Genomic DNA, 23665 nt, shown 5'->3' with positions numbered 1-23665 from the left:
CCGGTCCGGTGCGGTCCGGCCCGGTGCGGTCCGGCCCGGTACGGTCCGGCCCGGTACGGTCCGGTGCGGTCCGGTGCGGTCCGGTGCGGTCCGGTCCGGTGGATGGGGCGGGGCCGTGCCGGTACATCCGCCCGTCGCCGTTGGATCAGACGTGGGTTTTCTGGGGAGCCGCTGCTCGATCCGGGCGTAAGCGACGGGCATCCGATGTACCGGCACGGCCCCTCCCGCGCGCTGCCGACTGCGGGCGCTTCGTGGTTCCGGCCGTTCGCTACGGGTGCGTGGCGGCTTGGGCGCAGCCCCTCACGGGCGTGATCTCCAGCCCCTCCGGCGCTTGAGGAGCGGGGTCCGGGGCGGAGCCCCAGGGGGCCGCCTTCCTCCGGGCCCGCCTTTTGGGTGCAGGGGCAACATTCAGCCCCTCCGGCGCTTGAGGAGCGGGGTCTGGGGCGGAGCCCCAGGTACGGGACGGGTAGGGGCGGAGGGGGCGAGAGAAGGCTGGGTGCGCACCCGGCTGGGGGGCACACCCGTGCCGGGGACGGTGGGAGCACCGGTTCCAGGCCCCGGGGCCAGTGAAAAGCCCCGGTTCCAGGCTCCAGGGCCGGCGAGGACCTACGAGTGGCCCAGTTCCGCCGTGGATTCGTCCGTGGTGGCCGGCACCGAGCCCGAGTCGGGGGACGGGCGGAGCGGGAAGGGGTCCACCTGGGTCTCGTCGATCACCGGAAGCGGCGGCCGCGGAGGCGTCGGCATGACCGCTGCCTCGGAGTGCCCACCGCACCCGTACGCGAGAGACACCACACGCCCGTCCGCCGGCGAGAACTCATTCGCACAGACACCGAACGCCTGTCCGAGCGAGCCCCCGATACGGTTCAGGAAGCCACAGCTCACGCACGTCGCGGGCGCGGCCTGCGCCATCGCCGTCTTGGCGCCGTACGAGTCCTCCCAGCGGTCGGCCGCGACATGCAGCCCGTACCGGGAGAGCACCCGGGCCCGGCGCAGCCCCAGTTCCTCGGCCACGGCGGCGATCGAGCCCCGGCGCGGAGCCATCGGCAGGTTCGCGGGCGTTCCCGCGGTCACCTCCGCGTCCTCCGCCTCCACCAGCTCGGCCATGTCCTCGGAGACCGCGGAGTTGGGCGCGGGCTCGTCCTCGCCGGAGTAGCCCGGCTCCAGCCGCAGATCCTCGGCGTCCGTGGGGAGCAGGTCCCCCGGTCCCATGTCGCCGGGGCGGAGCCGCTCGCTCCACGGCACCCACTCGGGGGCCAGCAGAGCGTCCGTGCCGGGCAGCAGAACCGTCTCGTCGAGGGTGACGATCTTCGCCCGGGAGGCGCGGGCCACGGTCGACGCCCAGCGCCAGCCGCGGTACCCGGGTTCCTTGCACTCGAAGTAGTGCGTGACAACGCGGTCCCCCTCGGAGACCAGCCCGAGGTGCTCGCCGACGACGCCGGGGTAGGCGGCTTCCTCGGCGGCCGCGCGGGCGAGATCGACGGCCTCTGCGCACAGGCGGTCAGGGGTGCGGCTTCGCGTTGTCGCTGCGCTCACAGGTATCGCTTCTCTCCTACGCCGTCTCACGGGTGCGCCATTCCTCCGGCGGGGGTGCGGACGGAGCGGACCGGTGGGCCGCGTCGACGTCCGCGCCCGATCGCACTCGGGCGCACCTACGCCATCCATTCTGCGGGATGGCCGAGAGGCGCGCGGCCGAGAACAATCGCCGCAGGCGCGTTACGCACGCTACCTTCTCCTGGCCCCTGGGCCCACACCGGCGGCCGTCTTCGGCGCTCCACTCCGGGATCTTCGCCGCTCCACGGCCCCCGGACCCGGCCGCTCCGCAGCCCGTTACCCGCTGCTCCACTCCGAAAGTTTCCCATCCACCCACCCGTCTCGCCCAGTCCGATGGGCCCCACTCGGCACCCATACGCGCGGTAACCGCACTACGCACCCCGAAGTCGGGGCACTATGACGGAGTGGCATCCGCAAGGTCACCCCAGGGAGCAACCGGTGTCGGTGGCGCCAAGGGGAGCAACCGGAGTGGCGGATCGGGCCGGGTGACCGGATCCGTCCGTGCGGTGGGGCGTGCCCTGCACTTCCCGGTGACACGGACCGCCCGCGGCATCCGCAAGGCGACGCACGCGCACGGAGCGGGCGAGTCGGGCCTCGGGAAACTGATCGAACTGCACGCGGTGAACGGCGCGGGCGATGTCATGATCACGGTGGCCCTGGCGTCCACCGTGTTCTTCTCCGTGCCGACCGACGAGGCCCGCGGAAGGGTCGCCCTCTACCTGGGCATCACCATGGCGCCCTTCGCCGTCCTGGCCCCCGTCATCGGTCCGCTGCTCGACCGTCTGCCGCACGGCCGGCGGGCCGCGATGGCGGGCTCGATGCTCGCTCGGGCGATGCTCGCCCTGATGCTGGCGGGCGCGGTCGTCACCGGCACCTTCGAGCTGTATCCCGCCGCGCTCGGCGTACTCGTCGCCTCCAAGGCGTACGGCGTGGTGCGCAGCGCCGTCGTACCCCGGCTGCTGCCACCCACGTTCTCCCTGGTCAAGGCGAACTCCCGCGTCACTCTGGGCGGGCTCCTGGCCACCGGTGTGGCCGGGCCGATCGCCGTCCTGCTCCATTCGCTGGGGGCGCGCTATCCGCTCTACGGCGCCTTCGTGATCTTCATCGGGGGCACGTTCCTGTCGTTCTCGCTGCCGCCCAAGGTCGACTCCGCCAAGGGCGAGGACACGGCGCTGCTCGCCGCCGACCCCGAGCATCTGCACGGCCCGCGCCTGAAGAAACCCCCGCGCCCCGGGCTGCGGACCGTGGGAACGGCCGTCACCCACGCTCTCGGCGCCAACTCCTCGCTGCGCTGTCTGTCCGGCTTCCTGATCTTCTTCCTCGCCTTCCTGCTGCGCGAGCACCCGCTCACCGGCAAGAGCGCCGCGGTCTCGCTCGGCCTGGTGGTCGTCTCGGCGGGAGTGGGCAACGCGATCGGCACGGCCGTCGGCGCCTGGCTGAAGCAGCGCTCCCCGGAGATCATCATCGTGACGGTGGTGGCGGTCGTGCTGGGCACCGCGATCACGGCGGCGCTCTTCTTCGGCACCCTGATGGTGGCGTGCCTCGCGGCGATCGCCGGCTTCGCCCAGGCCCTCGCCAAGCTGTCCCTGGACGCCCTGATCCAGCGAGACGTCCCCGAACTTGTCCGGAATTCGGCCTTCGCACGCTCCGAGACGCTGCTCCAGATGGCCTGGGTGCTCGGCGGAGCCATCGGGATCGCGATGCCGCTCAACGGCCCGCTCGGCCTCTCCGTGGCGGCCGGGATCGTGGCCGTGGGGTGGCTGACGACCGTGCGGGGACTGCTCAAGGTGGCCCGGCGCGGCGGATCGGCCCGCGGTCACGTCTCCTGAGCCGCGCGGGGGCCACACACGGCACGCCGCACCCCACGTGGGGGCACCGGTGGGCCTGCCCGATAGCCTTCGGTCATGACCTCCCTGCCCCGCGGCAGAGCCGCTAATGGACAACGCGCTGCGCGCCGTCGCCGCGCCGTCGCCACGGTCGGCGCCGTTTCCGCCGGACTCCTCGTCCTGTCCGCCTGTGACAAACCGACCCCCATGGCCACCGTCACGGTCGGCGACAAGTCGGTGAGCTCCGAGGCCGACTGCTACAACGACGGCGACGCCCTGAAGGCCACGGACCTGTCGGGCTGCCTGCGGTCCAAGGACATCAAGTCCATCACCGTCGACCCCGACGAGACCGTGCGGTTCGGCGTGGACCCGGACATCGCGGACAAAGGCTGGACGCTCCTGATGAACGGGCAGCAGCTGCTGCCCGAGACCACCAAGAAGACGTACCTGACGATTCCGGGCAGCGTCTTCTTCAACCAGCAGTACGGCGCCACCGGCAGCTCGACGCTCGTCTCCATCAAGGAGGGCAAGGCGACGGCCACCGGCCTGTGGTCCTTCAAGTTCAAGAAGGACACGGACAACTGATCGCCGCCGCCGGGCCGAGTGTGCTCGTGGCCACCGCCGTCCCCGCGGAGCGGGAAGCGGTGGCCGCGGCGTCGTCCGGCACGGCTCGGGAGATACGGCTCCCGGGGGCGACGCTCCACCGGACCGGCGGGCACGATCTGCTCGCCGCCGGTGTCGGCCCCGCGCTCGCCGCCGCCTCCGTCTCCGCCGCACTGACCGCCGCCGCCCTCGGCGGCACTCCCTACCGCCTCGTCGTCTGCGCGGGGATCGCCGGCGGATTCCAGCCCGGCGCGCCCGTGGGATCGCTCGTGGTCGCCGACGACATCGTCGCGGCGGACCTGGGCGCCGAGGCGCCGGAGGGCTTCCTGCCGGTCACCGAGCTCGGCTTCGGGACCGTCAGCCACCGGCCCCCGAAATCACTCGTACGAGAAGCCGCGGCCGTCACCGCCGGCCGCGTCGGAACGGTCCTCACGGTGTCGACCGTGACCGGCAGCGCCGCGCGTGCCGCCGAACTGCGCGCCCGGCACCCGCGTGCCCTCGCCGAGGCGATGGAGGGCTTCGGGGTCGCCGAGGCCGCCGCCGCCCACGGTGTGCCGGTGCTGGAGATCCGCGCGGTGTCCAATCCCGTCGGCCCGCGGGACCGCGCCGCGTGGCGCATCGGCGACGCCCTCGCGGCCCTCACGGGCGCCTTCGGGAAGCTGGGGCCCCTGCTGGAGAGTTGGAACCCTCATGAGCACACCGACTGAATCCGCCGAAACCCTGCGGATCGCCTACTCGCCCTGCCCGAACGACACCTTCGTCTTCGACGCCTGGGCACACGGCCGCGTCCCCGGCGCGCCCTCCCTCGACGTGACCTTCGCGGACATCGACATCACCAACGGCATGGCCGAGCGCGGCGAGTTCGACGTGCTGAAGGTGTCGTACGCCGTGCTGCCGTACGTCCTCGACGACTACGCGCTGCTGCCGTGCGGCGGCGCGCTCGGGCGGGGCTGCGGGCCGCTGGTGCTGACCAGGGAGGCGGGCGCCGACCTGACGGGCCGTACGGTCGCGGTGCCCAGTGAGAGGTCGACGGCGTATCTGCTGTTCCGGCTGTGGGCGGCGGACACGGTTCCCGGCGGGGTCGGCGAGATCGTGGTCATGCCGTTCCACGAGATCATGCCGGCCGTGCGGGACGGGAAGGTCGACGCGGGACTCGTCATCCACGAGGCGCGTTTCACGTACCAGAACTACGGGCTGCACAAGCTCGCCGACATGGGCGAGCACTGGGAGCACACCACAGGACTGCCGATCCCGCTGGGCGCGATCATCGCCAGGCGGTCGCTGGGGGCCGAGCGGCTCCGGGAGCTCGCCGAGGCCGCCCGCGCCTCGGTCCGCGCCGCCTGGGACGACCCCGAGGCCTCCCGCCCCTACGTCCTGGAGCACGCCCAGGAAATGGACCCGGGCGTCGCGGACCAGCACATCGGCCTGTACGTCAACGAGTTCACGGCCGATCTGGGCGAGCCCGGATACGCGGCGGTCCGCGGGCTGCTCACGCGTGCGGCGGCCGAGGGGCTGGTGCCGCCCCTCGGACCGGACGCGCTGGCGTTTCCCTGATGCCCGGTTCCCGCTCCGGAACCGGCGAGGTCCCTCAGGAACCCGGTTGCTCCGGCCGCTGACGGCCGGTCATACGTCGAGCTGGTCGGCGACCGCGCGCAGCAGGCCCGCGATCTTCTTGCCGGAGACCTTGTCGGGGTAGCGGCCCTGTTCCAGGGTGGGCGTGATGTTCTCGAGGAGGGTCGTCAGGTCCTGCACGATGGACGCCAGTTCATCCGGTTTGCGGCGCTGGGCGGCCGCGACCGAGGGAGTCGGGTCCAAAAGGGTCACCGAGAGGGCCTGATCGCCGCGCTGACCGGCGACGACGCCGAACTCGACACGCTGGCCGGGCTTGAGGGCGTCTACTCCGGCGGGCAGGACCGAGGAATGGACGAAGACGTCGCCGCCGTCGTCGCGGGAGAGAAAGCCGAAGCCCTTCTCAATGTTGAACCACTTGACTTTGCCGGTGGGCACGTCTGTCCTCGTCCTCGTACTCGTCGGAAACTTCTCTGGGAACGTCTCGGGCGGTTGCAGGGGCAACTGCCCGGGAAACGCCTCTGGATAGCACTACAGCGGGTCAGTCGACCCGCCGGTACCAAGGCTAATGGTCCGTCGGCTCGTGACAAGACGTCGCTGGATTGTTCCTTCGCGCAGGGAACTACCCTGGTGGAGTGCGTGACAAAACCCAAGCGAATTCCCCCGAAGCCGGTGACAGGCTGATCCGTGCCGGTGCCATCGTGTTCTTCATCGGCGCATTGGCCACACTGGTCACCGTGGCCCCGCTGTTGCTCGGTACGAAACCTTTTCCGTTCTACATGTTCGGCTTGAGCATGCTCATGGGTGCCGGATTCCTGCTGGCCGGCGCGGGTGTGCTCCAGTCCGCCGCGCAGGGCCGCCGCCGGGCCCGCGCCGCCCGTTCCTGACGGCGGTCGGTCCCGACGGTCGGACGGTCGGTCCTGCGGCCGCCGGTCCTGAGGGTGGTCGCCCTTGCGGCGGCTGTTCCCGTGGGCCGGGGCCGGGTTCGGCGTGCCCTCAGCGGTGGTTCTCCAGCCACGCCGGGAACTCCGTGAGGTCGCCGAGGACGACGTCCGCGCCCGCCGCGCGCAGTTCCTCGGCGTCGCACGGCCCGGTCGCCACGGCCACGCTGTACGCCCGCGCGGTGCGCGCTCCGCGTACGTCGCCGGTGTGGTCGCCCACGTACACGCTCGCGCCGTGCTCGCGCAGCGCGACCGCCTTCTGTTCGGCCCACAGGCTGCCGACGACGTCGTCCGCGTCGATGCCGAGGTGGTCCAGGTGCAGCCTGGCGTTGGGCTCCCACTTCGCGGTCACGACGACGGCGCGCCCGCCGGCCGCCCGCACCGCCGTGACGGCCTCGCGCGCGCCGGGCATCGCGAGCGAGCCGGTGATCGCGTACTCCGGGTACATCGCGCGGTAGAGGTCGGCCATCGCCGGTATGTCCTCGGCCGGGAACCAGTGGGCGAGTTCCTCCTCCAGCGGGGGCCCGAGACGCGTGACCACGAGATCGGAGTCGATGTACGTCCCGGTCCGTGCCGCCATCGCCTCGAAGCAGGCGTGGATCCCGGGGCGGGAGTCGATCAGGGTCATGTCGAGGTCGAAGCCGACAGTCAGCGCTGGTGAGGTCATATGGGCCATTGTGCCCAGGTCGCCGGGGAACCGGTCCAGGCCTTTTCGCGGGGCGCCTCGGGGTGCGGGTCCGGGTGCGGTCCCGGACGGCCTCACGGGGCTCGGTCGGGTCTCTCCCGGACGCCGGTCCCGCGTCGCCGTCTCACCCGGACGCCCGTGCCCCGTCGCCGTCTCCCCCGGACGCCCGGGATCACGTCTCTCGCGGGCGCCTTCCGGGGCCGTGCCGGGCGTCAGCGGTTTCGCTGGGAGCGCCAGACCAGGTACAGGGCCGAGGCGATCGCCGCGCCACGGACGACGAAGGGCCAGGTCTGGGTCATCGCCTCGTTCATGTGGCCCTCGGCGACGGGCGTGCCCCAGCGGCCGGCCGAACGGCCCCAGAGCCAGACGAGGCCGGCCGTGGCGGACAGGCCCGGCAGGACGAGGACGGCCCATTTCGACTCCGCCCGGGTCAGCCGGCGCGAGCCGTAGGCGATCAGCCAGCCAAGGCCGAGCGCGAACCAGTTGCCGAGGACCGCGCCGGCGACGAGGAGGGCGGCGGCGAGCAGGAGCAGCGGGTTGGTGTAGCCGCCGAGGCGCGGGAGGAGACGGCGGGGCAGGCGGCGCAGGGCCCCGGCCCCGGCGGGCGGCTCGTCCTCGGGGGCCGGTGCCGTCTCCTCGGCCGGGTTCGCCTCGTCCGCGGGCGCGCCGTCCTTGTCCCCCGGGGGCGGCTTGAGCAGCTCGGGGATCTCCACGCCGCCGACGAACCCGGGCACGCTGTCGCCGAGCCCGAAGGGGCTGCCGGTGGCACGCCACCAGTCGGGCCGCATCGCGCTGTCGCCCAGTTCGGACGCGCTCGCCAGATGAGGCGGGGACGGCGCGTCGGCCCCGGCGCTCTCGGCGGGCTCCTGGGCCGGGCGGGGGCGGGGGACGACGCGGCGCAGTCCCTTGGGGCGCGCCTCCGGTCCGGCGGCGGCGCGCTGGGACGGCACGGCGGCCCAGGTCCGGGTGCCGTCCCCGGTGCCTCCGGTGCCCCCTCCGGCCGCCGCGACGATCGCGTCGGGGGTGCCGAGACGGTCGAGGATGCGGCGGACCGCGGCGGGGGTGTCGGCGATGGCTCCGGCCCGGCGGCGGCCGATCTCCTCGCGCAGTTCCGTGACCAGCCGCATGCGGGTGGCCGACGGCAACTGCCGCCGCTGGGCCAGGTCTCCGACCCGGCTCAGGTAGTCGAAGACCAGCTGGTCGCTCTCGATCCCCACGAAGTCCCCTCCGGGGCGGGTGCGTTGGATACCCCGTGGGGACGAAGGTACCGGTTTCCGGCGCGCGGGAGCGTCCGGTCCGGGGCTCGGTCTGCCGTACGACGTCCGCCGGCCCGGGAGATCTCGTGGCCTCCTGACGGTCCACCGGCCGGGGGCCGGGCCCGGCGGGCGTGCCACCCGCTACCGTTGACAGGATGAGCCCCGAGACGATCGCCCCGCGGTCCCTGGCGGAAGCACTCCGCGCGCGGGACGACGCCTCGCTGTCCGCCCTCCTGCGGTCCCGGCCGGACCTGATCACCCCCGTCCCCACGGATCTCACCCAGCTCGCCACGCGGGCGGGCACCCGGGCGTCGGTCGTACGCGCCCTGGAGCGTCTGGACCGTTTCACGCTGCAGACGGCGGAGGCGCTCGCGGTGGCGCGGGAACCGGCGACGTACGACGAACTGCTCGGGCTGCTGGCGGGCGACGACGCCGACCCGGCGGTCACGGCGGCCTTCCCGCACGCGCTCGGGACCTTGCGCGAGCAGGCCCTCCTGTGGGGGGCCGACGACCGCCTCCGGCTCGTGCGCACGGCACGTGAACTGCTCGCCCCGTCCCCGCAGCACCCGTCCCCGACGGGGCTCGGGCCGACGGTCGGCGAGGCCACGGCCGGCATGTCGCCGGGGCGTATCCAGGAGATCGTGGCCGCGGCGGGGCTGGCGTCCACCCATGACTCCGTGTCGGCGGTGGCGTCGCTGAGCGGCCTGTTCGCCGACCGGAGCCGGATGTCGGCGCTGCTCGACGAGGCGCCCGCCGAGGCGGTGGGGGTGCTGTCCCGGCTGGTGTGGGGGCCGCCGTACGGGCAGGTGACGGCCGAACCGGCGGCGCATCTTCGCTGGCTGATCGGGCGGGGGCTGCTGCTGCCGACGGCACCGGGCACGGTCGTGCTGCCGCGGGAGGTCGCCCTGCATCTGCGGGCGGGCCGCGCGCACCGGGTGACGGAACCGGTGGCGCCCGCGGTCGAGGCCGCGACCACCCGGCGTCCACAGGCTGTGGACGCCGCCGCGGCCGGTCAGGCGTACACGACGCTGGCGACCGTCGAGGAGCTGCTGAAGGACTGGCACGAGGGCGGTCCCGCCGTGCTGCGCGCGGGCGGCCTGAGCGTGCGGGACCTGAAGCGGACGGCGGTGGCGCTCGACGTCCCCGAACCGGTCGCCGCCTTCTGGGTGGAACTCGCCTACGCGGCGGGCCTGGTGGCCTCGGACGGCGAGGCGGAGGAGCGCTACGCGGCGACACCGGCGTACGACACGTGGCTGGAGCTGCCCGCCGCGGAGCGCTGGGCGCGGCTCGCCTCGGCGTGGCTCGCGGCGACCCGCACGGCCGGTCTGGTCGGCGGACGGGACGCGAAGGACCGTACGCTCTCGGCGCTCGGCCCGGGTCTCGACCGCTCCGCGGCACCCGAGGTCCGCCACCGCGTCCTCGCCCTGCTCGCCGAGCTTCCCGAGGGCGCCGCTCCCGACACGGACTCGCTCCTCGCCCGGCTGTACTGGGAACGGCCCTCGCGCAGTGTCCGGCCCGCTCCGGACGAGCTGCGGGCCCGGCTGGCCCGCTGGACGCTGTCCGAGTCGGAGCTGCTCGGGGTGACCGGCCGGGGCGCGCTGTCCGCGCAGGGGCGGGCGCTGCTGGGGCTGCCGGCGACAGCGGACGCGAAGGCGGCGGAGCCGTCCGGCCCGGGTGACAAGCTTCCGGCCCACAAGCGGCACCACCCCGTGACCGCCCCCGTGCCGCACTCCCCCGCCGAGCGGGCCGCGACGGCGGCCCGGGCCGCCGCGCTCCTCGCGCCGCTGCTGCCCGAACCGCTCGACCACGTCCTGCTCCAGGCGGATCTGACGGCGGTCGCGCCCGGCCCGCTGGAGCGTCCGCTGGCCGACACGCTCGGGGTCCTCGCGGACGTCGAGTCCAAGGGCGGGGCGACGGTCTACCGCTTCACCCCGGCCTCGGTGCGCCGGGCTCTCGACGCGGGCCGTTCGGCGTCCGACCTGCACGCCTTCCTCGCCGCTCATTCCCGTACGCCGGTCCCGCAGCCGCTGGCCTATCTGATCGACGACATGGCGCGCCGGCACGGTCACCTGCGGATCGGGGCGGCGTCTGCGTACGTCCGCTGCGACGACGAGGCGGTGCTCAACGAGATCCTCGCCGACAAGCGTTCGCAGGAGTTCGCGCTGCGACGGATCGCGCCGACGGTGCTGGTCGCGCAGACCGACCCGGCGAGCCTCCTGACCGGCCTCCGGACGATGGGCTTCGCGCCGGCCGCCGAGTCGGCGGAGGGCGACGTGCTGATCAGCCGGGCGCACGCCCACCGCACCCCGCCGCGCACGGCGCCCGAGCCCGTCCCGGACGGTCCGCCGGTCCCCGACGCCACGCTCCTGGGTGCCGCGGTCCGCGCGATCCGGGCCGGTGACCTCGCCTCCACGGCCCCGCGCAAGGACGACCCGGCCGCCGGCCGCCCCGGCAACGGCGAGCTGCCCCGCACCAGCCCCGCCGAGACCCTCGCGACCATGCAGGCCGCCGTGATGACGGGCGAGGCGGTGTGGATCGGCTACGTCAACGCCGAGGGGTCGGCCAGCCAGCGCGTCATCGCCCCCATCCGGGTCGAGGGCGGCTTCGTCACGGCGTACGACCACACGGCGGACGAGGTCCGCACCTATCCGCTGCACCGGGTCACGGGGGTCGCGGAGCTGGCCGACGACCAGCCGTGATCAGCCGCCGGTAGGGCACACTGGACGTTTGGCCGAGCATCCGCGCCGGGTGCCGCCACGCAGAAAGGGACGGGTGTGAACGGACCCCTCATCGTCCAGTCCGACAAAACGCTTCTGCTGGAAGTCGATCACGAGCGGGCCGACGCCTGCCGCCGGGTCATCGCCCCCTTCGCCGAGCTGGAGCGGGCGCCCGAGCACATCCACACCTACCGGGTGACGCCGCTCGGCCTGTGGAACGCGCGGGCCGCCGGGCACGACGCCGAGCAGGTCGTGGACGCGCTGGTGGAGTTCAGCCGCTATCCGGTCCCGCACGCGCTGCTCGTGGACATCGCCGAGACGATGGACCGCTACGGACGCCTCACGCTGAGCAAGCACCCGGCCCACGGGCTCGTCCTCACCACCACCGACCGGCCCGTCCTCGAAGAGGTGCTGCGCTCCAAGCGCGTCGCGCCGCTCGTCGGCAACCGGATCGACCCGGACACCGTGGCCGTGCACCCCTCCGAGCGCGGCCAGATCAAGCAGACCCTGCTGAAGCTCGGCTGGCCGGCCGAGGACCTCGCCGGGTACGTGGACGGCGAGGCGCACGCCATCGAGCTCGACGAGACCGGCTGGGCGCTGCGGCCCTACCAGCGGCAGGCCGTGGAGAACTTCTGGCACGGCGGGTCCGGTGTGGTCGTGCTGCCCTGTGGCGCGGGCAAGACGCTCGTCGGAGCGGGTGCCATGGCGCAGGCCAAGGCGACCACGCTCATCCTCGTCACCAACACCGTCTCCGCCCGGCAGTGGAAGCACGAGCTGGTGAAGCGGACCTCGCTGACCGAGGACGAGATCGGCGAGTACAGCGGCACCCGCAAGGAGATCCGTCCCGTCACCATCGCCACCTACCAGGTGCTGACGACCCGGAGGAAGGGCGTCTACCCGCACCTGGAGCTCTTCGACTCCCGCGACTGGGGCCTCATCCTCTACGACGAGGTCCACCTGCTGCCCGCCCCGGTCTTCAAGTTCACCGCCGACCTCCAGGCCCGGCGCCGGCTGGGGCTGACCGCCACGCTGGTACGCGAGGACGGGCGCGAGTCGGACGTCTTCTCGCTCATCGGACCCAAGCGGTTCGACGCGCCCTGGAAGGAGATCGAGGCGCAGGGCTACATCGCGCCTGCCGACTGTGTCGAGGTGCGGGTGAACCTCACCGACTCCGAGCGGCTCGCGTACGCCACCGCCGAGAACGAGGAGAAGTACCGCTTCTGCGCCACCACCGCGACCAAGCGGAAGGTGACCGAGGCGCTGGTCCGCCGGTTCGCGGGTCAGCAGATCCTCGTGATCGGCCAGTACATCGACCAGCTCGACGAGCTGGGCGAGCATCTGAACGCGCCCGTCATCAAGGGCGAGACCAGCAATGCCCAGCGGGAGAAGCTGTTCGACGCCTTCCGGGAGGGCGAGATCAGCGTGCTCGTCGTGTCCAAGGTCGCCAACTTCTCCATCGACCTGCCGGAGGCCACGGTGGCCATCCAGGTCTCGGGCACCTTCGGCTCCCGCCAGGAGGAGGCCCAGCGTCTGGGCCGCGTCCTGCGCCCGAAGGCCGACGGCCACCAGGCCCACTTCTACTCCGTGGTCGCCCGCGACACGATCGACCAGGACTTCGCCGCCCACCGCCAGCGCTTCCTGGCGGAACAGGGCTACGCCTACCGGATCATGGACGCCGACGAAATCCTGGCCGACACCGAGTAGCAGAATTCCAGCCCCGGCCGGCGAAAATTCCAGCCCCTCCGGCGTTTGAGGAGCGGGGTCCGGGGCGGAGCCCCGGGGGTGGGCAAGTCAAACGGGGCCGAGCCTCTGCCGGCGGGACCGGACCGGGGTGCCGGAGCCGGTCCCCGGCAAAAGGAAGCGGGCGTACACGTCAGTGGCGCCGTACGCCCGCTTCTTCGCCGTATTCGCCGAGCAGGACGACTCCGATGGCCGCGCGCCCGAACACCTTGACGGCCTTCAGCGCGTCGCCGAGGCGGTGGCGGTGGTCGACGGAAGTGACGGCCGTCGCGCCGTGCGCGACGGACCCGGGATGGGCAGGACCTGGGGTGAAAGTGACTGCGCTCATATCTCCATGGTGCGACTGTCCCGACCCGAACGGCGTCGGTCCCCGGACCGAACCCCGCCCATCCCCAGGTACGGCTCCGGACGGTCCGCCCTACGCCTCACGGCGGACCCCGCCCCCTAGGGACTCAGGGGCCGGACCCTGACACGCCAGGCGGGCACCGGAAGGACGCGGCGCTCGGGCACCGGGAAAACCATTGGCCCCGGCATCCGTCCTTCGCCTAGAATCTTCGGTCTTGCCCGCCTCCCTTCACGGAGTGCCGCCGCCCGGCCGGAAACCGGACGGCACCCGGAATCACAACGGATTCCGCAGGGATTCCCGACGGATTCCCGACGAAATCCGCAGCGATTCACGATCTGCATCATCGCGCAGCACTGCCAGAGCACCGCGGTACTCCCGCAGCACCCCACGCAGGTTTCCGGAGGCAATTCCCCGTGTCCCCCCTGTCCGACGGTCCGGCCGGCGCCCCGACCGATTCCGACGATCCCCTCTCCCGCGAGCGTTCCCACCTCGCCCGGTCCCGTTCCGCGCTCCGCGCGATGCGCGAGGACGCGGAGAACCTCGACATCCGCGACGTCACCGCGAACTGGGTGAACGCCGAGGTGCTGCACCGGCAGATCGCCGAGCGCATCAAGGCCCTCGCCGACCTCAGCCACACCCCGCTGTTCTTCGGGCGGCTCGACTATCTGCACGCCCCGGGCTCCGACCTGGCGGAGGGCGCCGAGGGCGAGCGGTTCTACATCGGGCGACGCCATGTCCACGACGACGACGGCGACCCGATGGTCATCGACTGGCGCGCGCCGGTGTCCCAGCCGTTCTACCGGGCCTCCAAGAAGGACCCGATGGACGTCGGGCTGCGCCGCCGCTTCGGCTACACCGGCGGCGACCTCACGGCCTACGAGGACGAGCACCTGTCCGACCCGGCCGAGGCGGCGTCCACCAGCAAACTGCTCCAGCAGGAGATCGAGCGCCCGCGCGTCGGCCCGATGCGCGACATCGTGGCGACCATCCAGCCCGAACAGGACGAGATCGTACGGTCCGGGCTGTCCGGTTCGGTCTGTGTGCAGGGAGGTCCCGGCACCGGAAAGACCGCCGTCGGCCTGCACCGGGTCGCGTATCTGCTGTACGCGCACCGGGAGCGGCTCGCCCGCACCGGCACCCTGGTGATCGGGCCGAACAAGTCCTTCCTGCACTACATCGAGCAGGTCCTCCCCGCGCTCGGCGAGCTGGAGGTCAGGCAGGCGACCGTCGACGACCTCGTCGCGCATGTCGAGGTGCGCGGAAGCGACGACACGGCCGCGGCCGTGATCAAGGGCGACGCCCGGATGGCCCAGGTGCTGCGCCGGGCCGTGCGCTCGCACGTGACCGTCCCGGCCGAGCCGGTGGTGGTGGTCAGGGGGTCCCGGCGCTGGCGCGTCCCGGCGTACGAACTGGAAGAGATCGTCCGGGAGCTGCTCGACCGGGACATCCGGTACGGCGCCGCCCACCAGGCCCTTCCGCAGCGCATCGCGCATGCCGTGCTGGTCCAGATGGAGCGCTCCGGGGAGGCGCCGGACGACCGGGTGCAGGACGCCGTGGCCCGCAACGCCGCCGTGAAGGCCGCCGTGAAGGCGATCTGGCCGCAGGTCGACCCCGCGAAGCTGGTGCTCCGGCTGCTGACCGACGCCGAGTTCCTCGCCGCGCACGCGGAGGGGCTGCTGGACGAGGGCGAGCAGAAGGAGATCCTCTGGGCGAAGCCGGTGCGCAGCGTGAAGAGCGCGAAGTGGTCGGCCGCCGACGCCGTGCTGATCGACGAGGCCACGGATCTCGTCCAGCGCACGCACTCCCTCGGGCACGTGGTGCTCGACGAGGCGCAGGACCTCTCCCCGATGCAGTACCGCGCGGTGGGCCGGCGCTGCACGACGGGGTCGGCGACCGTGCTCGGGGACCTGGCGCAGGGGACGACCCCGTGGGCGACCCGGAGCTGGGAGGAGGCCCTCGGGCATCTGGGCAAGGGGGACGCGGTCGTCGAGGAGCTGACCGCGGGTTTCCGTGTCCCCACGGACGTCATCACCTACGCCTCCCGGCTGCTGCCGCACATCGCGCCCGGTCTCGCACCGGTCGCCTCGGTGCGTGAGAACCCGGGCTTCTTCGAGGTGCGCGCGAGCACGGCGGACGCCGAAGTCCTGGGCGCGGTGGAGGAGTTGCTGGGTCACGAGGGGTCGGTCGGGCTGATCGCCGCCGACGCCCGGATCCCCGTGCTCGCCGAGGCGCTGACGGCGGCCGGGCGGACGTATCTCGGTCCGGGCGAGGAGACGACGGCCGAGACCCGGCTGACCCTGGTGCCGGCCTCACTCGCCAAGGGCCTGGAGTACGACTACGTGGTCCTGGACGAGCCACAGGCCGTCGTCGACGGCGAGCCCGACGAGCGCACCGGGCTGCGCCGTCTGTACGTGGCGCTCACCCGTGCGGTCTCGGGTCTGGTCGTGACCCACGCGGCACCGCTCCCGGCGGAACTGGGCTGACCTGCCGAGCGGACGGCCCCCGGCCGCGCCCTCGCCACGGACACCGACGGCCCCCGGCACGTACGCCGGGGGCCGTTCACCGTGTGACGCGGGGCCCTACTTGAACTTCCGGCTGGTGGCCAGGTAGACCTGCTTGGCGTTCTCACCGAGGCGCGGCCCGGTGATGAACGTCTTGCGGTCGCTCAGCGAGTTGTTGGAGACCAGATAGGTCCGGCCGTTGTGGCTCATGAACCAAGGCCCTCCGGAGGCACCGCCGTTCATGGTGCAGCCGATCATGAACTGGGCGGGGACGTTGCTCGCGAGCACGAACCGCTTCGTGGCGCCGTGGCAGTCGTACATCTTCGAGCCGTCGTAGGGCGACTCGGCCGGGTAGCCGCGGACCTTCATGGACGTGACCTTGTTGGCGGCCGGAGCGCCGAACCACACCGGCAGCGCCGAACCGAGCTGCTCCTGAAGGGACTTGCCGCCCTTCTCGGGCTTGACGTGAAGCACGGCGTAGTCGTACCCGGAGGCCGCGTTGCCCGTGTGGCCGCCGCCCTTCATCCACTGGGACGAGGTGGTGGCCCAGTCGGCCCACCAGATGCCGTACGGGGAGACGGACTTGGCGCGCGGGTCGGTGATCTGACGGCTGCTCAGGCTCGCGCTGTTGTTGTACGAGGGGACGAAGGCGATGTTGCGGAACCAGCCGCCGCCCTTGCCCGCGTGCACGCAGTGGCCCGCGGTCCACACCAGGTTGGACTTGCCGGGGTGGGCCGGGTCGGTGACGACGGCGGCCGAGCAGACCATGTTGCCCTGGGGCGAGGAGAAGAACATCTTGCCGACGGGCGGCGCGTAGTGGTGATAGGTGCCCTTGACCTTGGCGGCGGTCTGCTTCTTCACCTTGCCGTCGGGCAGGTAGGAGGTGGCACCGCTGCCCGAGCCCGAACTGGTGCTGCCCGCCTGGGCGACCGGGATGCTGGCCTTGGCCTCGGCCATCTTCTCCGGGGACCAGAAGTCCTTGATGTACGGGTTGGCGAAGTCCTCGGCCTTGGAAGCCCAGTTGCTGTAGTCCTTCCACCCCCCGAGCCTCCACTTGTCCAGGGCGGCGCCGCTGAGTTCGGTGGGAATGCCCGCGGGCAGCTTGTAGCCGCCGATCGAGACGGAGCCGTCGTCCTGACCGGTGTCGACTCCCTTGTCGGCCTGGGCGGACGACGTGGGCTTGGCGACGGCCCCCTCGTCGTCCTTCTTGCTGTCACAGGCCGTGGTGGTGATCATGACGGCCGCGATCACGGCCGCGGCCGCCGCGAGCGTGCGGCTGCGTATAGATGGCATGGAGCCTGGTCCCCCTGATGCTGCTGTGTTGCCGCACCGCTTTCGCCGGCACGCACATATGTGTGATTGTCATGCCCCGGCCGATCGGGGCACGACCAAATATGCACGCAAAAAGCTGCTCGGTGATCGCCGTGCGACTCTCACAACACAACAACTACGTGGCGGAGATGGATCCGTGACCTGCCGGACCGGATCGCCCGCGCCCGACCGGAACGCGGGACCGACGCGCGGGACCCGCCCCGTGGAACCGGCCGCCTACGCGTCCACGGCCGTGCGCCACTCCCGTACCGACTCCGCGGAGACCGGCCCCGTCCAGCCCCCGGGACGTGCGGCACCGCCGATGTGGAAGGCGTCGAGGCCCGCCGCGCGCAGCTCCGGCAGATGGTCGAGGCGCAGACCGCCGCCGACCATGATCCGCGGTTCGTACCCCGGCTCCCCATTGCGGGCGCCCTCGGCCGTGAGGACGGGGAGTCCGTCGTCGACGCCCGTCGGGGACCCGGCGGTCAGATAGGCGTCGAGACCGGGCAGGTCCGCGAGCTGCTTGCGCAGGGCGTCACGGTCGGCGGCGCGGTCGATCGCGCGGTGGAACGTCCAGCGGCAGCCGTCCAGTTCGGCGACGATCCGCTCCAGGGCGGCCAGGTCGGGGCCGCCGTGCTCGTCGAGGAAACCGAGGACGAACTCGTCCGCGCCCGCGTCCCGCAGGTCGCCCGCGGCCCGTACGAGAGCGTCGACGCCCGCCGCGCCGCCGGCCGAGAAGCCGTCGGACAGGCGCAGCATCACGCGCAGCGCGATGTCGACGGAAGCACGGATCCCGGCGAAGGTCTCCACCGACGGGGTCAGCCCGTCGGCCGCCATGTCCGTGACCAGCTCCAGCCGGTCCGCCCCGCCGGCCTGGGCGGCGACCGCGTCCTCCACGCCGAGGGCGATCACCTCCAGGACTGCGCTCTTCCGCTCACTCATCGGACCTCTTCTCCTGGGCCGCTATAGGTCTAGTCCAATCAAACAGTACGCGGGCGGGAGCGGCGGCGCGAGAAGATCACGGCGAACGAAGGGGAGGTCGCGGCGGTTTCCGGCCTGGGCCCCTCCGGGAACCTCCGGCCCGCGGGCCCGACCCCGCCCTGTTCCAGCCATAGTTGAACTCTCATATACCCTCCTCATGCGTGGAGATCATGTAAAGGTCACGTGAAAGGGTGGGGCAGTGCGACGACGCGGGTGGGGTGCGGCCGTTCTGGCGGTCGCGGCGGTGTCCGGGACACTGATCGTCCAGGGGACGGGCGGCGGGGACGCGGACGGCTCCGGGGGCGACGGGAGGTCCGGGCCGATCCGGACCAGCTCGACCACCGCCGCGCTGACGGTGGCCGACGGTGGCACGTCCGCCCGGCTGGACCGGCGGGACACCGCGCCCTTCAGCATGCTCGGCGTCACCTGGGCCGAGGCGTCCGCACGGGTGAGCGGCGCCATCGAGGTCCGGACCCGGGACACGGCACGTCACACGTGGTCGACGTGGCTGCGGCTGGACGGTGACAGCGGCGAGGGCGAGCGGGGCGCGTCCCGCGGCGGCACCACGCCCGCGTGGGTGGGCCCGTCCGACGGGGTCCAGGTGCGGATGTCGAGCGGTGCGTCGCGGCGGCTGCCCGAGGGTCTCCGGCTGGACATGATCGACCCCGGCGGTACGACCTCAGCGATGGAGCCCGCCGGGTTCGTGATGGACCCGGTCGACCCGACCGGCGAAGCCGACCCGGCCGGGACGGCGGACGCGACCGATCCGGCCACGACGGCCGCCCCCGCGGACACCCCCTCTCCCGACCCGTCCTCGACCCGGACCTCCGGGCCCTCGTCCGGTCCGACGGACTCCGCCGAACCCACGCAGACGCAGCCGTCCACCGGGAGCGCGAGTCCCTCCCCGGCCGTCTCCGCGCCGGACTCGGCCTCGCCGACCGCGACCGTGCCCCCGGCCCCGCCGTCCACCGCGCCCCGCCCGCCGATCACCTCGCGCGAGGGCTGGGGCGCCGACGAGTCCATCAGCCCCGAGGAGCCCGGCTATCTGCCCGGAGGGAAGATCAAGGCGGTGGTGCTGCACCACACCGCCACCTCCAACGACTACACCTGCGCCGAGGCCCCGGCTCTCATCCGGGCCGTCTACGCCTACGACGTACAGCAGTTGACCTGGAAGGACATCGGCTACAACTTCCTGGTCGACAAGTGCGGCACGATCTACGAAGGCCGCAAGGGAGGCGTCGACCGGCCCGTGATGGGCGCGCACGCCTACGGCTTCAACTCCGAGACCACGGGCGTCGCCGTCATCGGTGACTACAGCGACATCGCCCCCTCGAAGGAGGCGATGACCTCGGTCGCCCGGCTCGCCGCGTGGAAGCTCGGCCAGTACGGCGTCGACCCGACGGGCACCACCACCCTCACCGCGGGTGCGAGCGGGCCGAACTACTTCCGCCGGACATGGGACGCGGGCACCAGGATGACCTTCCCCGTCATCCACGGCCACCGCGACGGCTACAACACCGTGTGCCCCGGCGACGCGTACTACGCCATGCTGCCCACGGTCCGCGCCTGGGCGGGCGGGACGGTCGAGGGGCTCAAGCTCGGCTCGGTCACCGGTACCGGTGTGTCCGGCACCACCGTCCTCACCGACACCGCCGTCACCGTGAAGTGGTCGGCCTCGACCCCGGCCGCCCTGGTCAGGCAGTACGACGTCCTGGTCGACGGCGAGGTCGCGGCCACCGTCGCCGGCGCCGCCTCCTCCGCCGGGGTGAACCTGGCCCCGGGTACCCACAAGGTCTCCGTGCGGGGCGTCCACCAGTCCGGCCGGACCGCGATCACGGAGGAAGTCACCGTCCTCGCCGAGCCCGCCCCGGCCCTCACGCCCCCCGCCACGGCCACCCCGCCCACGACGAGCCCCACCACCCCCGCGGCGACCACCTCGCCCACGGCCGGGGCCACCACCCCGGCCGCGACCGCCTCGCCCACCGCGAAGGCCACCACCCCCACCCCGACCGCCTCACCCACCACGAAGGCCACCACCCCCGCCGACACCACGCCGCCGGTCTTCTCCACCCAGCCGAATCTCGCCCTGCGCACCGGCACGGTGAGCACCACGGCCGTCCCGCTCACCCTGACGTGGAAGGCCACCGACACGAAGGAGCTGAAGGAGGTCCGCCTCACCGCCCCGGTCGCCAGGACGTACGGCCCGACGGTCACGAGCGCGAGCCTCACCGCCAAGTCCGGTGCGGCCACGACCTGGAGGATGACGGCGTACGACCGGGCCGGCAACGCCCGCGCGGCCTCCGTGAGCGGCACCCCCGTGATCCTCCAGGAGAGCGCGGCCACCAGAACCGGCACCTGGACGTCCAAGTCGTCGAGCGGCTACCTGGGCGGCAAGTCGTACGGCAGCTCCACGAAGAGCTCCTCGCTGACCTGGACCTTCACCGGACGCTCGGCGGCCCTGGTGGTCTCGCGCGCCGCGGCCTCCGGCCAGGTGTACATCTACCTGGACGGCCGGAAGACCGCCACCGTGGACCTGAGGACGACGACCACCAAGTACCGCGACGCGATCTGGGCGACGACCTGGACCGCCGCCGCCAGGCACACGGTGAAGCTCGTGGTCGTCGGCACCGGCGGGCGGCCCACGGTCACGGCCGACGGGCTGGTGTACCTCAAGTAGTCGTCCGGCCTGTCGGGGTCATCGCGCCGTGCCGGTGCGATGGCCCCGTCGGCCGGATCCGTCACGCTCGCCGAGGATCCGTTCCGCGGTTCAACCGACGGTTCAACCGAACAGATTGAGCTCTTCCTCCCGCGCCCCCACCAGCTCGTACGCCGTCGTCTTCGGGACCGGCCGCCCCGAGAAGAGCCGTACGAGGGTCGCGGCGTCGCCGATGTAACGGGCCGGGGGACGGTCGCCGGGGACACCGCCCAGGCGCAGCGGGTCGTCGAGCTGGTCGAGGTCGGCGTGCAGCGGGACCCCGTCGCTCTCGCGGCTGAAGCGGACCAGGAGCGCGAGGGCGTGCGGGAGCCCCTCCCCCTCGTAGGCGCCCGGTTCGCCGAACGCCTCGCGCACGTCTCCGGCGTGGATCCACTCGCCGAGCGCGACCGCGTCGAGCACGCCCCGGGTACGGGCGATCGCCGGGCCCGCCTCGGTCATCCCGCGTTCCAGTTCGTCGACGACCCGCGCCGTCGGCCAGTCGGCGCGCTCGGCGATGTCGCGGTCGTTGACCTCGGCCTCGAACACCCCTGGTTCGAAACGGCGCTCGACGACCCGTGTCAGCACGGCCGAGCAATGCGCCAGCACGTCCCGCACCGTCCACGCCGGACACCCGGCCGTCAGGCGGGCGAAGTCGTCCTCCGGGCGGGCCCGCAGCAGCGGGATCAGCGCGTCGCGCTCGGTGCGCAGGAGCAGACCGGGCAGTTCCGGGTCCCGTACATCGTGTGCGTCTTGAGGAATCATGACTCCACGCTAAGGGCTGTCCCGCGCAGTTCGAAGGAGATGTGCGGGGACAGCGCGCGGAGGAAGTCCCGGGCGTCGAAGATCTCGCCGGCGGAGGCGACGCCGACCGTCCTGGTGCGTCCCGTCAGGATGCGGTCGAGCGCCTCCACCACGAGCGGAGCGGTGACGGCGTAGATGTCCTGGCCCCGTGCCACGGCACGCCGTTCGGCGCCGCCGGAGCGCACCACGACGTCGACGAGGAAGGTCTGCCCGGACCGCCCGCGCTCGTCGACCGGGCTCGGAGAGGGGGTGTCCGCGTCCGCCAGTTCCCCGGCCGCCTCGACGGTCATGTAGGTGCGCACCTCGGAGACGGCGAAGTGGCTGGGCACGGTGACCACGTCGGCCATCGAGAACTCCCCGAGAACGGCGCGCGGGCCCATCGGCTCGGGGAACGGCCACTCCAGGGTGGGCAGGGCGTCCTCGACGTACTCCAACCGCCCTCCGGTGTAGCGGACGCGCCGGCCGCCGCGCCGCTCCCGGGAGACCGCGCCCGCGGCGCGCGTCCCGGCGGTGGGGTGCCAGCCGCTCAGCCCGTACGCGATGTGCGCCTCGTCGGCCGCCGTCCACTCGCCCATCGCGGCGGTGACCAGCAGGTCGCCGAAGCCGCCGTAGAAGGCCATCGCGGGGACGATCACCGTTCCCGCGGCCCCGGCCGGCTCCGCGAAGTGCGCGAACGTGTCGAGGTTGGCCTCGATCTCGGCCGCCACGTCCACGTACGGGATCCCGGCGCGCAGGGCCGCCTCGATCACGGGGCCGGCCGTCGTGGCGAACGGCCCGGCGCAGTTGACCACCGCCGCGGCGCCGGTCAGCGCCCGGTCGAGGGACGCCGGATCGTCGACCGTGGCCGGCCGGACGTCCAGGCCCGGCCACGAGGCCGCCAGTTCCTTCAGCTTCTCGGCGTCCCGGCCGGAGAGGACCGGGGTGAACCCGCGCTCCAGCAGCTCGGCCACCACGAACCGTCCGGTGTGCCCGTACGCGCCGAACACCGTCACCGCCTGCCCCGACTCCATGGGTTCTCCCCCGTGCTCGAAGTGAACTGCCTTGATCCGTAAGGACATCCTGGCGAGAACGGGCGCCCCGCACGAGTGTCCGGAACGCCAGGCCCCATACAATTCCGGACATGACTTCTGTCGCGCTGGCCGTCACCGACGGGATGCTGCACTTCGAACTGGCCCTGGCCTGCGAGGTCTTCGGCTCCGCTCCGGACGCCGTGCGGGTGCCCTGGTACGACCTCGCGCTCTGCGGGCCGAAGGCGGTGCGCGTCGGCCCGTTCCGGCTGGAGCCCGATCGCGGCCTCGACCGGCTCCCGTACGCCGACACGGTGATCGTCCCGGGCTGGGCCGACATCGACCGGGAGCCGCCCGCCGCCCTCGTCGACGCGGTGCGCGCGGCCCACGAGGCGGGCGCGCGCGTGGCCTCCCTGTGCACCGGCGCGTTCGTCCTGGCCGCCGCCGGACTGCTGGACGGGAAGCGCGCGACCACGCACTGGGCGCACACCCGGACCCTGGCCAGCCGCCATCCCCGGGTGCTGGTGGACCCGGACGTCCTGTACGTGGACGACGGCAGCGTGCTCACCTCCGCCGGCAAGGCCGCCGCCATGGACCTGTGCCTGCACCTCGTCCGCCTCGACCACGGCTCCTCGGTCGCCAACACCGTCGCCCGCAACCTGGTCGTGCCCCCGCACCGGGACGGCGGCCAGGCCCAGTTCGTCAGCACGCCGGTGCCCGCACCCGACCACCATCCGCTCGCCGAGCTGTTCCCCTGGGTCATCGAGCGGCTGGACCGTCCGCTGACCGTGGAGGACCTGGCCCGCCAGGCGCGGATGAGCTCGCGCAACCTGGGCCGCCACTTCAGGTCGGTGACCGGCACCACCCCGCTCCAGTGGCTGCTGACCCAACGGATCCGCCATGCGCAGGAGTTGCTGGAGACCACCGACGCGGGCGTCGACGCCATCGCGGCGGCCACCGGCATGGGAACCGGGACGACACTGCGCCGGCACTTCAACCGCACGGTGGGCGTGCCCCCGGACGCCTACCGCCGCACCTTCCGCGCACGGACCCGCCCCGGCCCCGCGCCCGCGGACAGCACCACGACGGGGACCGAGACGGGCACCACCACGGGGAGCCCCGCGGCGGGGACAAT

At 72.9% G+C, this 23665-nt stretch carries 18 protein-coding genes and 1 pseudogene; 10 read left to right on the top strand and 9 right to left on the bottom strand.

From position 1 onward, the window contains the following. Positions 1–606: 606 nt before the first annotated feature. On the bottom strand, positions 607–1533 hold the full coding sequence (locus OG780_RS23555; protein ID WP_326787087.1) for a DUF3027 domain-containing protein: 927 nt from the start codon (positions 1531–1533) through the stop codon (positions 607–609). Positions 1534–1955: 422 nt separating this feature from the next. Here OG780_RS23555 and OG780_RS23550 point away from each other — a divergent pair, with 422 nt between their 5' ends. The 4 genes from OG780_RS23550 (at position 1956) to OG780_RS23535 (ending at position 5534) form a co-directional block, all read left to right on the top strand. After that, positions 1956–3380: an MFS transporter gene (locus tag OG780_RS23550; protein WP_328451223.1), complete on the top strand. Its 1425-nt coding sequence runs from the start codon at positions 1956–1958 to the stop codon at positions 3378–3380. Positions 3381–3455: 75 nt separating this feature from the next. After that, positions 3456–3962, top strand: a complete 507-nt coding sequence (locus tag OG780_RS23545; RefSeq protein ID WP_328451221.1) for a DUF2771 domain-containing protein — start codon at positions 3456–3458, stop codon at positions 3960–3962. A 26-nt stretch (positions 3963–3988) separates the two neighbouring features. Continuing rightward, complete coding sequence (locus tag OG780_RS23540) at positions 3989–4687, top strand: futalosine hydrolase (protein ID WP_326787084.1); 699 nt, start codon at positions 3989–3991, stop codon at positions 4685–4687. After that, positions 4671–5534 carry a 1,4-dihydroxy-6-naphthoate synthase gene (locus OG780_RS23535; protein WP_328451219.1) on the top strand — a complete coding sequence of 288 codons (864 nt, stop codon included), beginning with the start codon at positions 4671–4673 and terminating at the stop codon, positions 5532–5534. The genes OG780_RS23540 and OG780_RS23535 overlap by 17 nt, the downstream gene beginning before the upstream one ends. Positions 5535–5603: 69 nt before the next feature. Here the strand turns inward: OG780_RS23535 and OG780_RS23530 are convergent, their stop codons facing one another. Continuing rightward, positions 5604–5987: a cold-shock protein gene (locus OG780_RS23530; RefSeq protein ID WP_328451218.1), complete on the bottom strand. Its 384-nt coding sequence runs from the start codon at positions 5985–5987 to the stop codon at positions 5604–5606. A 197-nt stretch (positions 5988–6184) separates the two neighbouring features. On the opposite strand from OG780_RS23530, the gene OG780_RS23525 reads away from it, so the two are divergent. Further along, positions 6185–6436, top strand: coding sequence for a hypothetical protein (locus OG780_RS23525; protein ID WP_326787073.1), 252 nt, complete (start codon positions 6185–6187; stop codon positions 6434–6436). A gap of 109 nt (positions 6437–6545) precedes the next feature. On the opposite strand, the gene OG780_RS23520 is transcribed toward OG780_RS23525, so the two are convergent. Continuing rightward, positions 6546–7166, bottom strand: coding sequence for an HAD family hydrolase (locus tag OG780_RS23520; protein WP_328451217.1), 621 nt, complete (start codon positions 7164–7166; stop codon positions 6546–6548). A gap of 221 nt (positions 7167–7387) precedes the next feature. Next, positions 7388–8392, bottom strand: a complete 1005-nt coding sequence (locus tag OG780_RS23515) for a hypothetical protein (RefSeq protein WP_328451216.1) — start codon at positions 8390–8392, stop codon at positions 7388–7390. A gap of 194 nt (positions 8393–8586) precedes the next feature. On the opposite strand from OG780_RS23515, the gene OG780_RS23510 reads away from it, so the two are divergent. Then, a complete protein-coding gene (locus OG780_RS23510; protein ID WP_328451214.1) occupies positions 8587–11130 on the top strand; it encodes a helicase C-terminal domain-containing protein in 2544 nt (847 codons plus the stop codon). A 75-nt stretch (positions 11131–11205) separates the two neighbouring features. Beyond that, positions 11206–12852 carry a DNA repair helicase XPB gene (locus OG780_RS23505; protein WP_328451212.1) on the top strand — a complete coding sequence of 549 codons (1647 nt, stop codon included), beginning with the start codon at positions 11206–11208 and terminating at the stop codon, positions 12850–12852. 169 nt (positions 12853–13021) lie between these two features. Here OG780_RS23505 and OG780_RS23500 read toward each other — a convergent pair whose 3' ends face one another. Beyond that, a complete protein-coding gene (locus OG780_RS23500; RefSeq protein ID WP_328451210.1) occupies positions 13022–13216 on the bottom strand; it encodes a hypothetical protein in 195 nt (64 codons plus the stop codon). A gap of 431 nt (positions 13217–13647) precedes the next feature. Between OG780_RS23500 and OG780_RS23495 the strand changes: the two genes are divergently transcribed. After that, positions 13648–15717 (top strand): HelD family protein, encoded by a 2070-nt coding sequence (locus tag OG780_RS23495; protein ID WP_328451208.1) that lies wholly within the window; start codon positions 13648–13650, stop codon positions 15715–15717. Between the two features lie 96 nt (positions 15718–15813). On the opposite strand, the gene OG780_RS23490 is transcribed toward OG780_RS23495, so the two are convergent. Beyond that, complete coding sequence (locus tag OG780_RS23490; RefSeq protein WP_328451206.1) at positions 15814–17028, bottom strand: trypsin-like serine peptidase; 1215 nt, start codon at positions 17026–17028, stop codon at positions 15814–15816. Between the two features lie 255 nt (positions 17029–17283). Further along, positions 17284–17988, bottom strand: a complete 705-nt coding sequence (locus OG780_RS23485) for a copper homeostasis protein CutC (RefSeq protein WP_328451204.1) — start codon at positions 17986–17988, stop codon at positions 17284–17286. 238 nt (positions 17989–18226) lie between these two features. On the opposite strand from OG780_RS23485, the gene OG780_RS23480 reads away from it, so the two are divergent. Further along, a complete protein-coding gene (locus OG780_RS23480) occupies positions 18227–20704 on the top strand; it encodes an N-acetylmuramoyl-L-alanine amidase (RefSeq protein WP_328451202.1) in 2478 nt (825 codons plus the stop codon). Positions 20705–20806: 102 nt separating this feature from the next. Here OG780_RS23480 and OG780_RS23475 read toward each other — a convergent pair whose 3' ends face one another. Together OG780_RS23475 and OG780_RS23470 are read right to left on the bottom strand one after the other, a co-directional pair. Then, complete coding sequence (locus OG780_RS23475; RefSeq protein WP_328451200.1) at positions 20807–21484, bottom strand: maleylpyruvate isomerase family mycothiol-dependent enzyme; 678 nt, start codon at positions 21482–21484, stop codon at positions 20807–20809. Then, positions 21481–22533 carry a saccharopine dehydrogenase family protein gene (locus OG780_RS23470; protein ID WP_328451198.1) on the bottom strand — a complete coding sequence of 351 codons (1053 nt, stop codon included), beginning with the start codon at positions 22531–22533 and terminating at the stop codon, positions 21481–21483. Before OG780_RS23470 ends, OG780_RS23475 begins: the two co-directional genes overlap by 4 nt. 110 nt (positions 22534–22643) lie before the next feature. On the opposite strand from OG780_RS23470, the pseudogene OG780_RS23465 reads away from it, so the two are divergent. Beyond that, positions 22644–23594 (top strand): annotated as a pseudogene (locus OG780_RS23465) (helix-turn-helix domain-containing protein); the annotation flags it as partial. Positions 23595–23665: the final 71 nt, after the last annotated feature.

This window comes from Streptomyces sp. NBC_00386 (assembly GCF_036063235.1).
Classification (GTDB): domain Bacteria; phylum Actinomycetota; class Actinomycetes; order Streptomycetales; family Streptomycetaceae; genus Streptomyces.
Note: the sequence above shows the minus strand (reverse complement) of the source record. Positions and strands in the feature narration are given on the sequence as shown.